13 protein-coding genes are annotated in these 13,774 nt (G+C 66.8%); 7 read left to right on the forward strand and 6 right to left on the reverse strand.

What is annotated here, in order from left to right; genetic code table 11:
• Window positions 1-28 precede the first annotated feature (28 nt).
• The gene (locus P1IM2_RS08840) at window positions 29-499 is read left to right on the forward strand and encodes a DUF3237 domain-containing protein (protein WP_186402210.1); all 471 of its coding nucleotides are present in this window, start codon (window positions 29-31) and stop codon (window positions 497-499) included.
• 61 nt (window positions 500-560) lie between these two features.
• Here P1IM2_RS08840 and P1IM2_RS08845 read toward each other — a convergent pair whose 3' ends face one another.
• The 4 genes from P1IM2_RS08845 to tpiA form a co-directional block, all read right to left on the reverse strand.
• Window positions 561-1,247, reverse strand: a complete 687-nt coding sequence (locus P1IM2_RS08845) for a Crp/Fnr family transcriptional regulator (protein ID WP_003043848.1) — start codon at window positions 1,245-1,247, stop codon at window positions 561-563.
• A gap of 24 nt (window positions 1,248-1,271) precedes the next feature.
• Window positions 1,272-2,903 (reverse strand): CTP synthase, encoded by a 1,632-nt coding sequence (locus P1IM2_RS08850; RefSeq protein ID WP_040589978.1) that lies wholly within the window; start codon window positions 2,901-2,903, stop codon window positions 1,272-1,274.
• A gap of 109 nt (window positions 2,904-3,012) precedes the next feature.
• Entirely contained in the window at window positions 3,013-3,444 is a 432-nt protein-coding gene (secG, locus tag P1IM2_RS08855) for a preprotein translocase subunit SecG (RefSeq protein ID WP_040589980.1), read from the reverse strand.
• Window positions 3,445-3,544: 100 nt separating this feature from the next.
• On the reverse strand, window positions 3,545-4,297 hold the full coding sequence (gene tpiA / locus P1IM2_RS08860) for a triose-phosphate isomerase (RefSeq protein ID WP_186402532.1): 753 nt from the start codon (window positions 4,295-4,297) through the stop codon (window positions 3,545-3,547).
• 180 nt (window positions 4,298-4,477) lie between these two features.
• On the opposite strand from tpiA, the gene P1IM2_RS08865 reads away from it, so the two are divergent.
• The 6 genes from P1IM2_RS08865 to trpC all read left to right on the forward strand — a co-directional run bounded on the left by P1IM2_RS08865 (window position 4,478) and on the right by trpC (window position 11,481).
• Window positions 4,478-6,424 (forward strand): peptidylprolyl isomerase, encoded by a 1,947-nt coding sequence (locus P1IM2_RS08865; RefSeq protein ID WP_186402211.1) that lies wholly within the window; start codon window positions 4,478-4,480, stop codon window positions 6,422-6,424.
• 5 nt (window positions 6,425-6,429) lie between these two features.
• A complete protein-coding gene (trpE, locus tag P1IM2_RS08870; protein ID WP_186402212.1) occupies window positions 6,430-7,947 on the forward strand; it encodes an anthranilate synthase component I in 1,518 nt (505 codons plus the stop codon).
• Between the two features lie 36 nt (window positions 7,948-7,983).
• Window positions 7,984-9,045 carry an alpha/beta fold hydrolase gene (locus P1IM2_RS08875; RefSeq protein WP_186402213.1) on the forward strand — a complete coding sequence of 354 codons (1,062 nt, stop codon included), beginning with the start codon at window positions 7,984-7,986 and terminating at the stop codon, window positions 9,043-9,045.
• A gap of 68 nt (window positions 9,046-9,113) precedes the next feature.
• Window positions 9,114-9,704, forward strand: coding sequence for an anthranilate synthase component II (locus P1IM2_RS08880; RefSeq protein WP_186402214.1), 591 nt, complete (start codon window positions 9,114-9,116; stop codon window positions 9,702-9,704).
• The gene (gene trpD / locus P1IM2_RS08885) at window positions 9,701-10,699 is read left to right on the forward strand and encodes an anthranilate phosphoribosyltransferase (protein WP_186402215.1); all 999 of its coding nucleotides are present in this window, start codon (window positions 9,701-9,703) and stop codon (window positions 10,697-10,699) included. Before P1IM2_RS08880 ends, trpD begins: the two co-directional genes overlap by 4 nt.
• A complete protein-coding gene (trpC, locus tag P1IM2_RS08890; protein ID WP_186402216.1) occupies window positions 10,696-11,481 on the forward strand; it encodes an indole-3-glycerol phosphate synthase TrpC in 786 nt (261 codons plus the stop codon). Before trpD ends, trpC begins: the two co-directional genes overlap by 4 nt.
• Here the strand turns inward: trpC and P1IM2_RS08895 are convergent.
• Window positions 11,478-12,854: a sensor histidine kinase gene (locus P1IM2_RS08895; protein WP_186402217.1), complete on the reverse strand. Its 1,377-nt coding sequence runs from the start codon at window positions 12,852-12,854 to the stop codon at window positions 11,478-11,480. The two genes, trpC and P1IM2_RS08895, sit on opposite strands and share 4 nt — an antisense overlap.
• Window positions 12,851-13,765: a hypothetical protein gene (locus tag P1IM2_RS08900; protein WP_186402218.1), complete on the reverse strand. Its 915-nt coding sequence runs from the start codon at window positions 13,763-13,765 to the stop codon at window positions 12,851-12,853. The genes P1IM2_RS08895 and P1IM2_RS08900 overlap by 4 nt, the downstream gene beginning before the upstream one ends.
• Between the last annotated feature and the right edge of the window lie 9 nt (window positions 13,766-13,774).

The following is a 13,774-nucleotide window of genomic DNA, read 5'->3' on the forward strand; positions in this document are numbered from 1 at the left end:
GCCGACCGGTTCGACGAGAGGATGAACGATGGATAGTCCCGAATTCCGCTACCTTTGCTCCTACCGCGCCGCCTTTACCGAGCCGCAGCAACAGATTGGAACCGCCCATTTCGGGCGCCGGATGATCGCAGCGCTCACGGGCGGCGAAGTCGAAGGCGAGCGTTTGCGCGGCCGCGTGATGCCGAGCGGCGGCGACTGGGCGACGATCGACAGCAAGGACACGCTTCGCCTCGATGCGAGGATCACCTTCGAAACCCATGATGGGGCGTTGATCTACGTATCGTATCGCGGCGTCTTGCGACCGCTGTCGGTGGCGCATCGGCACGCCCGGAACGGCGGGCCGCAAACCGCCGACGAGCGCAAGGAAATCTATTTCCGCACGACTCCGATGTTCGAAACCGGCGACGAACGCTATGCGTGGCTCAACGACATGGTCGCCGTAGGCTTGGGCGCGAGTGTCGGCGGCGCCGTCCGCTACGACGTCTTCGAACTGCTATAATGTCCCGCGAGGCGGTGCCCGACCGAGCGCGCGCCGTCCGGCAGCGTGGCCGGAAAGCGCGCTAACCTTCGCTTTCGCTGATGTCCTCGAGCAGATCGGCGTCGAGGACGCGTACGCGCCCCTGTTCGAGCGCGATGATCCCCGATTCCTCCCAGCTGCGAAGCTGGCGGTTGATATGTTCGCGGCTCATGCCCGCGAAATTGCCAAGTTCGGTCTGGCTGAGTTCGACCTTATGCTCGGCATCGACGCTATCCTTGCGGATCAGGCGCTTGAGGTAGCGCGCCAGGCGCGGTCCCGAGGCATAGGCGCGGTCGCTTTCGATCGTCTGGTCGGCGGTGCGCAGGCGGCGCGCAAGCTGCTGGAGCAGCGACCAGGCGAAGTCGGGATGGCTGGCGGCGAAATCGCGCATCGCGTTGCGTCCGAGTTGCAGCGCGCTGCCGGCGCTGGTCGCGACCACCGACGCGGTGCGTTCGCCGCCGTCGAGTAACGCGATCTCGCCCAGGACGGCGCCCGGCTCGGCATAGGCCAGCACGATCTCGCGCCCGCCTGCGGTCAGCATCGACACGCGCGCCGTGCCTTCGGTCAGGATCAGCATGATGTCGCCCGGGTCGCCCTGGACGAGCAGTTCCTTGCCCTTGGCAAAGTTGATCTGCACCGCGCGGCTGGCGATATCGGACCAATCCTCCAGCGACAGGCCGGAAAAGATGCTGTCAGGCCCCTGAAGCTCGGCGAGTTTCGCGTGATCCATGGGCCCCCTTCCCCTGTTGATCCGTCAGACGAGCCGGCTCTGCTTCACCGCGGCCTCGATGAATCCCTTGAACAGCGGATGCGGATCGAAGGGCTTCGACTTCAGTTCGGGGTGAAACTGCACCCCGATGAACCACGGATGGTCCGGACGTTCGACGATTTCGGGTAACATGCCATCGGGCGACATGCCAGAAAAGACGAGACCGCCGCTTTCGAGCCGGTCGCGATAGGCGCCGTTGACTTCATAACGGTGGCGGTGGCGCTCGCTGATGTCGTTCGCGCCATAGATGGTCGCGACATGGCTGTTGGGCGACAGCTTCGCCTCATAGGCGCCAAGCCGCATCGTCCCCCCAAGATCGGTGTTTGCGCCGCGCTTCTGCAGTCCCTCGGCGCTCATCCATTCGGTGATCAGGCCGACGACGGGTTCGTCGGTCGGGCCGAATTCGGTGCTCGAGGCTTTCTCGATCCCGCTCGTGTTCCGCGCCGCCTCGATGCACGCCATCTGCATGCCGAGGCAGATGCCGAAGAAGGGGACGCCGCGCTCGCGCGCGAATTTGACGCTCTCGATCTTGCCTTCCGAACCGCGCTCGCCGAAGCCGCCGGGCACAAGGATGCCGTGCATCGGCTCGAGCTGCGCAGCGAGATCGTCGCCGCGCTCGAACATTTCGGCGTCGAGCCAGCGGATATTGACCTTCACCCGGTTCGCCATTCCGCCGTGCGCCAACGCCTCGTTGAGCGATTTATAGGCATCGGGCAGCGACACATATTTGCCGACCACCCCGATCGTCACCTCGCCTTCGGGGTGCCGCTTGCGGTCCATGATGTCGTACCAGGCGGTCAGGTCGGGTTCGCGCACGTCGTGCAGGCCAAACGCGCGCAGCACTTCGCTGTCGAGCCCTTCGCCATGATATTGCACGGGCACCGAATAGATCGAGTCGGCGTCGAGCGCCGGGATCACCGCTTCCTTCCGCACGTTGCAGAATTGCGCAATCTTGGCGCGTTCGCCCTCGGGCAGCGGCTTTTCGCATCGGCAGAGCAGAATGTCGGGCTGGACGCCGAGCGAAGCAAGTTCGCGGACGCTGTGCTGCGTCGGCTTGGTCTTCAATTCGCCCGCTGCGGCAATATACGGCACCAGCGTGACATGCACCGACAGCGTCTTGTCGCGACCCTCTTCGTTGCGAAGCTGACGGATCGCCTCGATGAATGGCAGCGATTCGATATCGCCGACGGTGCCGCCGATTTCGCACAGAACGAAATCGAGATCGTCGGTTTCGGCGCGCGCGAAGGCCTTGATCGCGTCGGTGACGTGCGGGACGACCTGCACGGTCGCGCCCAGATAGTCGCCGCGGCGCTCCTTAGTGATGATGTCGCGATAGATGCGGCCCGAGGTGACATTGTCGCTCTGCCGCGCAGCAACGCCGGTAAAGCGTTCATAATGGCCGAGATCGAGGTCGGTTTCGGCCCCGTCGTCGGTCACATAAACCTCGCCGTGCTGATAGGGCGACATCGTGCCCGGATCGACGTTGAGATAGGGATCGAATTTCCGAATGCGGACGCGATAACCCCGCGCCTGCAACAGAGCCGCAAGGCTAGCCGCCATCAAACCTTTGCCAAGGGAGGAGACCACGCCGCCGGTGATAAAAATGAACCGCGCCATGGGAGGAAAGACTTACTCAAAGGGTGGGTGACGGCGCAAGCCGTCGAATCGCATCCCGCGGAAAAAATTCCGCAGCATGCGGGGACGAAGCTGGAAGCCGAGCTTCCGGTTATTTCTTGGCGGGAGCCTGCTCGGCCGGAGCGTTCTGATTTGCAGCGGCAGCGGCGGCGGCAAGCGGATCGTCGCTTACCGGCGCGGCCGGAGCACCTTGAGCGGGCTGCTGCGCCGGGCCGGTCAGCGGCGCTGCGCCCCCGCTCGGCTGCTGCGCGGTCTTCGACAAAGAGGTGTCGAGCGCTGTAGTGCCGGCGCTGCCGACCGACGCCATGGCGGCCAGAACGATCGAAAGGCCGACGAACAGCGTCGCCAGCACGGTCGTCGCGCGGGTCATGAAGTCTGCGGCGCCGCGGGCCGAGAGCAGGCCTGCCGGGCTACCGCCGACACCCAGGCCGCCACCTTCCGACTTCTGCATCAGGATGACGCCGATCATCGCGGCGGCGACGAGCGCCTGAACGACGAGCAGGAAGGTAAAGAGGCTGGACATCGAATTTTCCCGAAAGCGTTGGTTGGCGCCGGATGGGCCGTGCTTGCGGCGCACATAGAGACGAAGCGCCTCCGCTTCAACCCACAGCGTGCGCCGCGCGTCAGCCGAGCGTCGCCGCCGCCGCGACGATCGGCAGGAATTTCTCCGCGGTCAGGCTCGCCCCGCCGACAAGCGCGCCATCGACGTCGCCCGCCCCAAGCAGTTCGGCGGCATTGTCGCCGTTGACCGAACCGCCGTAGAGCAGCCGCATCGCCGCCGCCGCATCGGCGCCGACCTGCGCATCGAGCTGCGCGCGGATCGCGCCGTGCATCGCCGCGACATCGCCGACCGTCGGCACCAGTCCGGTACCGATCGCCCAGATGGGTTCATAGGCGATGGCGAGCCGCGCCGGATCGAATTCGGCGGGCAGCGACCCCGCGACCTGCGCCAATACATAGTCGATCGCGCCGCCCGATTCGCGCACGCCGCGCGGTTCGCCAACACAAAGGATCACCGCAAGTCCGGCTGCCATTGCCGCCTCGGCCTTGGCCCGCACATCGACGTCGCTCTCACCAAAACCTTCGCGGCGCTCGCTATGGCCGACGATGACGAGTACGGCCCCGGCATCGGCCAGCATCGGCGCCGACACCGATCCCGTGTAGGCACCCGATGCCGCGCTGTGGCAATCCTGCCCGCCGACCGCCCCGCCCGGCGCCGCCGCCGCCATCGCGGCCACCAGCGTGAAAGGCGGGCACAGGGCGACATCGACCGCACCGTGCGCGCGCGCGCCATCGAATATCGCCCGCGCCTCGTCGATCGAGGCGGCAAGTCCATTCATCTTCCAGTTGCCGACCACATATTTGCGCCGTGCCATCATTTCCTCTCCTGCGATCGAGCCGTTGCGCCGAGCCCTAGCGGCGGTGGGGATCGAAAGGCAAGCCGCGCCTCACCACAGCGAGAAAAGGGGCTTTCCCGCCTTGATGCCCGCCGCCTCCCCGCCTAAAGCAACGCCGAAACCGCGCGCAATGCGCCACGCCGAAAGAAATGCTCCTCCATGATTACCGCAATCCGTCGCCTTTTCGGATCCCGGCTGGGCAAGGCCCTCGCATTGGGCTTCGTCATCCTCATCGGCGTCGGCTTTGCGCTTGCCGATGTGACCGGCAATTCGAGCTTCGGCGGGCTCGGCGGCGCCAATGTCGCGCGGGTGGGCAAGGAGAATATCGGCATCGGCGATCTGCGCGAGCGCGTTCGCAACGCCTATAATCAGGCGCGCCAGCAACAGCCCACGCTAACCATGGCTGCGTTCGTCGAATCGGGCGCGGTCGATCAGGTGCTCGACCAGATGATCGACGGGCTGGCGTTCGAACAATTCGCCGACAAGCTGGGCTTCGGCGTCAGCAAGCGGCAGATCGACGGGCGCATCGCCGATATCCCCGCGTTCGCCGGCGTATCGGGCAAGTTCGACCAGACCCGCTACGAAGCCTTTCTGCGCGAGAATAATCTGAACGAGGCGCAGGTGCGGACCGAGATCAAGCAGCAGTTGCTGCTCGAACAGCTGGGCGCGCCGATCGGCAAACTGCCAACGATCGCGCCGGGCGTTGCGCAGCCCTATGCCGCGCTGCTGCTCGAAAAGCGCGCCGGTCAGGCCGTCTACATCCCCTCTGCGCCCTTCGCGCCGACCGCCGACCCCGGCGATGCCGCGCTCAAGACCTTCCTGTCGAAAAACAAATCCAAATTCACCGTGCCCGAACGCCGCGTACTGCAATATGCGCTGTTCGACCGTAGCGCGGTCCCGGTTCCGGCAGTCACCGACGCCGAGATCGCCGCCGCTTACAAGGCCAATGCCGCCCAATATGCAGCGAGCGAGACGCGGCGCTTTGCGCAGGTCATCGCGCCCGATCAGGCGACCGCCAACAGCATCGCGGCGAAGGCGCGGGGCGGCGCCACATTGTCGGCAGCGGCGCAGGGTTCGGGCCTCGCGGCTTCGACCAGCGGCGAACAGACGCTGGCCGCCTTCACCAGCGCGACGTCGGACGCAATCGCCAAGGCGGCCTTTGCGGCCAAGCGCGGCGAAATCGTCGGGCCGCTGCAGTCCGGGCTTGGCTGGACCGTGCTGCGCGTCGAGGATGTCATTGCCAAGCCCGCGCGCACGCTGGCCGATGCGACCCCCGAAATTCGCGAGGAACTGGCCAAGAACAAGGCGAATGAAGCGATCGTTGATTATTACAACCAGGTCCAGGACGCCGTGAACAGCGGCGCGTCGATCGAGGAGATCGCAGCCGACCGCAAGCTCAAGCTGGTTCAAACGCCCGCCATCCTGCCGAGCGGCCGCGCGCCGAACGAACCCGGCTTCGCGCTGCCCCCTGAACTCGCGCCGATGGTTGGTCAGGCCTTCCAGGTCGCCGGCGAAGGCGAATCGCAACTTGCAACGCTGGTCGAGAATGAGAAATTCGCGGTCTATTCGGTTAAGTCGGTCGTCGCCGCGGCGCCGCCGCCCTTCGACCAGATCCGCAGCGCCTTGCTCGCCGAATGGCGCCTGTCCGAAGGCCAGAAGGTCGCGCGCGACAAGGCCCGTGCGATCGTGAAGGCGGTCGAAGGCGGCAAGAGCCTGGCCGATGCGACGCGCGCAGCCGGCCCCAATCTGGGCAATGTCCAGACCATCGGCGGGCTGCGCGGCGACATGGGCCGCGATGGCAAGCCGGTGCCGCCCGAACTCGCCCTGCTCTTCTCGATGGCGAAGGGCAGCGTCAAGACGCTCGAAATCCCCGGCAACCGCGGCTGGATGGTCCTGTCGCTGACCGAGGTGAACCGCCCCGATCCCAAGCAGATCGAACCCGCGCGCATCGCCGCGATGGCGCAGCCGCTGTCGCAGGCCTTCGGCAACGAACTGGTCGAACAGCTCGCTGCCGAGGCGAAGCGCCGCATCGGCGTGAAGATCAACAAGGATCTCGTCACCCAGCTCACCAGGGAGCTGACCGGCGCGTCGCCGGTCGGCGAATAACCCCGGTGGCGCTGGAAGGCAGGGCCGCCGCGCTCGAAGCGCTGGCCGCAGGGCGCGGCGCCGTCGTCTGGCAACGGATGATTGCCGACGTCGAAACCCCGGTATCGGCGGCGCTCAAACTTATCGAGCCCGGCCGCGGCGACTGGGTGCTCGAATCGGTTGAAAGCGGCGAGACGCGCGGACGCTACAGCCTGATCGGCCTCGACCCCGACCTGCTTTTCGAAGTCACCGGCGACGCGGCGCGGATAAACCGCGAATGGCGCCATGACCGCGAGGCCTTTTGCCCGGTCGAGGCGGGGGCGCTGCAAGCGCTACGCGATCTGGTCGCCGAATGTCGCTTCGACGTTCCCGAAGCGCTGCCGAAGGCGCTCGCAACGCTCGTCGGCTTCTTCGCCTATGAAACGATCGGCCTCGTGGAGCGCATCCCGCGCGCCGCGGGGGCGGGGCTCGACCTGCCCGACATGGTGTTCGTGCGCCCGACGACGATCCTCGTCTTCGACCGCTTGGCCGACGAGCTGTTCCTGATCGCGCCGATCTGGCCCGATCCCGACGCGCCGATCGACCGGATGATCGACGGCGCGCAGGACCGGCTCGACACCATTGCGGCCCGCCTGTCGAGCGCGAACGCGCACAGCGCGAAGGCAGAAACGGCACTGACCCCCGACATGGTCGCGGCGCAGCCGGCAACGACGCCCGAGCGCTTCGCCGAAATTGTCGCGGCGGCGAAGGAATATATCGCGGCGGGCGACATTTTTCAGGTGGTGCTGTCGCAGCGTTTCTCGACGCCCTTCGACCTGCCGCCTTTCGATCTCTACCGGGCGTTGCGGCGTATCAACCCCTCGCCCTTCCTCTATTTCCTCGACCTGCCGGGCTTTGCGCTGATTGGTTCATCGCCCGAGATATTGGTGCGCGTGCGCGATGGTGAGATCACCATTCGCCCGATCGCGGGCACGCGACCGCGCGGCCGGACCAGCGCCGAGGATGCCGAAAATCGCGAAAGCCTGCTCGCCGACCCCAAGGAGCGCGCCGAGCATCTGATGCTGCTCGATCTTGGCCGCAACGATGTCGGCCGCGCCGCGGTCGGCGGCAGCGTGACGGTCACCGACAGCTATACCGTCGAATTCTACAGCCATGTGATGCACATCGTGTCGAACGTCATCGGCCGCATCGCGCCCGACAAGGATGCGATCGACGCGCTGTTCGCGGGCTTTCCGGCGGGAACCGTCAGCGGCGCGCCCAAGGTGCGCGCGTGCCAGATCATCGCCGAACTCGAGGCCGAAGCGCGCGGGCCCTATGCCGGCGGCGTCGGCTATTTCGCGCCCGACGGCAATATGGACAGCTGCATCGTGCTGCGTACCGCGATCGTTCAGGACGGGACGATGTACGCGCAGGCTGGCGCGGGCATCGTCGCCGACAGCGATCCCGCCTATGAACAGCGCGAATGCGAGGCCAAGGCGGGCGCGCTGTTCGCCGCCGCGCGCGAGGCGGTGAAGCTGGCCGGCACGCCGGGTTACGGACAATAGCTTGACCGGCGGGTGCGGTGCGTTAGCGTCGCGCTCATGCTGAAACGCCTCCTCCCGCTCGCCCTGCTGCTCGCCGCTTTTCCCGCTCAGGCCCAGATGGTCGAGGGCGCGACCGACGGCGATGCAGTACTGAAGGATTTCACCTTCCGTTCGGGCGAAAAACTACCCGAACTCAAGATGCATTATACGACGCTCGGCAAGCCGCAGCGCGACGCGACCGGCGCAATCGTCAATGCGGTGATGATCCTCCACGGCACCGGCGGCACGGGAAAACAATTTCTCCAGCCCCAATTTGCGGGCGAATTATTCGGTCCCGGCCAACCGCTCGACACCGCAAAATATTACATCATCCTGCCCGACAATATCGGTCATGGCGGATCGTCGAAGCCGAGCGACGGGATGCGCATGGCTTTTCCCAGATATGACTATGACGACATGGTGGCGGCGCAGCACCGGCTGCTCACCGAAAAGCTGGGAATCGGCGAGCTCCAGCTCATCCTCGGCACCTCGATGGGGTGCATGCACGCCTTTGTCTGGGGCGAAAGCTGGCCGGGCTTTGCAAAACGGCTCGCGCCCTTCGCTTGCCTGCCCGTCGAAATAGCGGGCGAAAACCGGATGTGGCGGACGCTGATCATCGATGCGATCAAGGCCGACCCGGAGTGGAACGGAGGCAATTACGCGCAGCAGCCTGCCGCGGGTCTGCGGACCGCCGCCTCGATCGGCCTGATTGCGGGATCGAACCCCTATGCGCTGCAGGCGCAATATCCGACCCGCGCCGCCGCCGAAGCCTATAAGGATGCCGCCTTTGCGCGCAGCTATGGCCGCAACGATGCCAATGACGTTATTTATCAGTTCGATGCCTCGCGAACCTATAATCCCTGGGCGGGGATCGAAAAGATCGACGTGCCCCTATTGTGGGTCAATTCGGCCGACGATTTCATCAATCCCCCGGGCTATGGCATCGCCGAACAGGCGGCCGCGCGCATGCCCAGGGCCCGCTATGTCCTGATCCCCGCGTCACCCGAAACCAAGGGGCACGGCACGCATAGCTGGGCGAAATTCTGGAAGGATGATCTCGCGAAGCTGATGGCCGAATAAAGCCGGCTTTTTGGCCGCCGAAGCTTCTATCCCTTCCCCCCGCTACGCAAAAGCATTAGGGCCGCGCCATGATCCTGGTCATCGACAATTACGACAGCTTCACCTTCAACCTCGTTCATTATCTGATCGAGCTCGGCGCCGAGGTGCGCGTGGTGCGCAACGACGATCTGACCGCCGCCGAGGCGCTGGCGACCGGGGCCGAAGCGATGCTGATCTCGCCGGGGCCGTGCACGCCGAACGAAGCCGGGATCAGTCTCGACCTCGTTGCCGCCTGCGCCGCCGCGCGGCGACCGCTGCTCGGCGTCTGCCTGGGGCATCAGGCGATCGGCCAGCATTTCGGCGCAACCGTCCAGCGCGGGCATCTGATGCACGGCAAGACCTCGCCGGTCTGCCACGATGGCACGGGACTGTTCGCCGGCCTGCCCTCGCCCTTCACCGCGACCCGTTATCACAGCCTCGAGGTCGTCGACATTCCCGACTGCCTCGCGATCAATGCGACGAGCGACGATGGGACGGTGATGGGGTTCCGGCACGTCGACCTGCCGATCCACAGCGTGCAATTCCACCCCGAAAGCATCGCGACCGAGCATGGTCATGCGATGCTCGCCAACTTTCTCACGATCGCCGGGCTGCCGGTTCGCGCCCGCCAGGCGGCATGAGCCGCTTCGGTCCCTTTCCCGACCCGACGGGACAGCTCGCGCCCGATGAGGCGGCGCGCGCGTTTGCGACGATGCTCGATGGCGGCGGCAGCGACGAGGAGGTCGCGGCCTTTCTGGTTGCGCTGTCCGACCGCGGCGAGACGACGGTCGAAATCGTGGCCGCCGCGCAGGCGATGCGCGACCGGCTGATCCCGATCGCCGCGCCCGAGGGCGCCATCGACGTCTGCGGCACCGGCGGCGACGGCCACCACACGCTCAACGTCTCCACCGCCGTATCGCTGGTCGTTGCAGCATGCGAAGTACCCGTTGCAAAGCACGGAAATCGCGCGGCTTCGTCAAAGGCAGGTGCCGCCGACACGCTCGAGGCGCTCGGCCTCGACATGGCGCGCGCGGGCCGGATGGCCGAGGCCCAGCTCGCCGACCTTGGCATCTGCTTTCTGTTCGCGGCGAACCACCATCCCGCGATGGCGCGCATTCAGCCGATCCGCAAAGCGATCGGCCGCCGCACCATCTTCAACCTGATGGGGCCGCTCGCCAATCCGGCGCGCGTCACGCGCCAGCTCGTCGGCATCGCGCGTCCCGCCTATGTCCCTGTCTATGCCGGCGCGCTGCACCAGCTTGGCACCGATCATTCGCGGGTCGTCTCGGGCGACGAGGGGCTCGACGAACTGTCGCTCGCGGGCGGCAACGAGGTGGCGGTGGTCACACGCGCCGGGGTGCAGATGCAGCGCAGCAGCGCCGCCGACGCCGGACTGCCGACGCATCCGATCGCGGCGATCCGTGGCGGTGACGCAAGCTATAATGCCAAGGCGCTGCGCGCGCTGCTCCAGGGGGAACCCGGCGCCTATCGCGATGCCGTTCTCTACAATGCCGCCGAAGCGCTCATGGTCGCGGGCGCGGTCAACACGCTGGCGGACGGGGTCGAGGAGGCCGCCGAAGCCATCGAAAAGGGGCTCGCCAACGCGCTGCTCAACTGCTGGATCGCATATAAATGAACAAGCTCACCCAGATCCTCGAAACCAAGGCCGGCGAAGTCGCCGCGCGCCGTGCGCAGCGCACGCTCGCCGATCTCGATGCCGTCGATGCCGGCCCGGTGCGCGGCTTTGCCGCCGCGCTGCGCCGCAAGATCGACGCGGGCGGCTACGGCCTGATTGCCGAAGTCAAGAAAGCATCGCCGTCCAAAGGGCTGATCCGCGAAGATTTTTCTCCCGCCGACCATGCCCGCGCCTATGCCGCCGGCGGCGCGGGCTGCCTGTCGGTGCTGACCGACGCCCCCTATTTTCAGGGGCATGAGGATTATCTGATCGCCGCGCGCGCCGCCTGCCCGCTACCCGTGCTGCGCAAGGATTTCATGATCGATCCGTGGCAGGTCGCCGAAGCGCGCGCGATCGGCGCCGATGCAATCCTGATCATCGTCGCGGCGCTCGATGACGGCGCGATGCGCGAGATCGAGGCGGCGGCGGTCGAACGCGGCATGGACGTGCTTGTTGAAGTGCATGACGAGGCCGAACTCGACCGCGCGTTGACGCAGCTCAGGTCGCGGCTCATCGGCGTCAACAATCGCGACTTGCGCAGCTTCGAAACCGATCTTGGCGTCTCCGAACGGCTGGCGAAACTTGTTCCCGCCGGAACCCTGCTCGTCGGCGAAAGCGGCATCGCGAGCCACGCCGATTGCGCACGGCTTGCGCAGAGCGGCGTTCGCGCCTTTCTGGTCGGGGAAAGCCTGATGCGCCACGCCGATGTCGAAGCGGCGACGAGGGCGCTGCTGCTCGGCTAAGCTTCGCGCGCGGGCAGGCTCAAGGTGAAGCGGGCGCCCTGGCCGGGGGCGCTGTCGACGGTGAGGTCGCCGCCCATCGCGCGCGCCAGGCGGCGCGCAATATAGAGGCCAAGCCCCGATCCGCCGCTCTCGGTGCGGCCAAGCCGTTCGAATTTTTCGAACACCACCGCCTGCTGGTCGGTGGCAATCCCCTGCCCCTGATCGGCGACCGTCACCATGGCGCGGTCGCCTTCGCGGTCGACGCGAATCCAGATTTGCGACTGTTCGGGCGAATAGCGGATCGCATTGCCGAGCAGATTGAGCAGCACCTGAAGCACGCGGCGGAACTCGCCATAGGCGGGCATCCGGTCGTCGGTACGCGGCGCGTCGATACGGATACCCTTTTCCTCCGCTTTCATGCCGAGCAGGCCGACTGCGCGGCGCGCCAGATCGCCCAGGTCGATTTCATCGCGCGCCGCCTTGAACCCCGGGCGTTCGATATTCTGCAAGTCGGCAAGATCGTCGACGAGACCGAGCAAATGCCGGCCCGCATGCGCGATATCGCCGGCATAACGGGCATAGTCGGCGCGGATCGGGCCGTCGAACTGGCCATGGATCGTCTCCGCAGTCGCGATGATGCGGCTGAGCGGACCGCGCAGCGCGCCGTCGATCCGCCGCCCGAATTGCGGATCCGACAGCGGCAGCGAGCCGAAGGCGGGATCGATGGTGCCGGACGTCGGCGCAGCGCCCGCCGTTTCGGGATCGCGTGTCGCCATGCCGCGAAAACCGGTAAAGCCCCCCGCCGCGTCGAAGAGCGCCTCGCCCGCCACGGTCATCGTCAGCGGCGCGCCGCCGATCTCGACGCGAACGCGCTGGCCTTCGAAGCTTGCCTGCCGCGCAAGCGCGCGCAGCACCGCAAAGCGCCCGTCGGCATCGGGCTGAAGCTCGAACAATTCGGACAGCGACCGCCCCTCCCAACCGGCGGGGATCGACGGAGCCTCCGCCCCGGCGCGCAGCGCCACGACGCGCAGATGCTGGTCGCATTCCCACGCCCATCCGTGCGGAACAATTCCCACGTCAGCGACCGGCGGCGTCTGCGGCATCACGACCGGGCGTGTGCGCCAGTCGCTGATCTCGATCGCCGCGCCATCGGCATCGGGGGCAATGCGCACCAGCGCATGAATGTCGCTATGATCGTCCGCGGCATAGAGCGGCCGGCTGATGTCGCGCTGGAGCCGCTGCGCCAGCGCGACGAGCCGCGCGAGCTGCGGCAGCGCCAGCGGACGGCCAAGCCCCGCCCCGGCGCGCTGTTGCAGCCGCAGCAGCGACGGATCGGCGCTGACGAGCGCCCCGCTGGCGTCGACGCGGCCGCGAATGATGCGTTCGCCGCTCATACCGCGGTCCCTGAACCGGCATCATCGCCGGCCAGCGCCCGCGCCGGCAGCATCGCGAGCGACGCCTCGAGCGGCGCCAGCGCAGCCGAATCGAGCCGCAACGGTGAAAGAAGGACCGGCAGTGCGGCCGCCTCGGCAGTGATCAGCGCCAGTGCCATGTCGGCATAGCGCCGTTTGCCCGCCGCCGCGGCCAGCGCAACAAGCGTCGGCCAGTCGTTTCGCGCGATGGCTCCCGCCGCCACTGCGGACAAATCTCCATTCGCGATCAGTAGGGCGTGATAAGCCTTTGCTTCGGCGTCGATTCCTATGGCACTCTGCTGTGCCTCGCCGGTCGTCCTTACCGCGTCGCCGAGCGCCGCCGCGCGATCGCCGTCGCCTTCGTCCCGCGCCAGCCACCACGCCGCAATATCGAGCAGCAGCGCGCGGAGCAGGTCGGGATCGAGATCGGCGACCGCGATCGCCGGGTTTCCGAGCGCGTCAAAGCGGCGCCCGTCCGCAATCCGCAGCGCAAGAAAGGCCCGATCGGTATCGCTGAGCTCGCTTTCGTCCGCAGCCGGCGCAGCCTCAGCGGTTTCGGCTGCGCCCGGCGACACCGTCGGCGCGCGCTGCGCCGATTGCTGCCGCCAGCGATGTTCTTCGGCGCGCGCGAAACAGGCCGGGGCCAGTCGCTCGGCCGAGGGAATTCCGCCCGCAAGCCAGTCGTCCCACAGCGCCGCGCCATCGATCCCGACATCGAGTTCAGCCGCCAGCGTCGTGACGAGCCGCCGGGCAATTCCCAGCGACAGCGCGCGCTGTTCCTCGGTCAGATGCCCCGCGGTCGGCGCCGCCAGATAGGCTGCCAGTTCGCGCAGCCGCGCCGACAGCGTCGGCGACGGCAGATCGAGACCGGTCGAGGGGAAGGATTCAGCCATGCACGCTCG

It is taken from the genome of Sphingopyxis sp. P1IMeth2 (genome assembly GCF_900185685.1).
Classification (GTDB): Bacteria; Pseudomonadota; Alphaproteobacteria; order Sphingomonadales; family Sphingomonadaceae; genus Sphingopyxis; species Sphingopyxis terrae_A.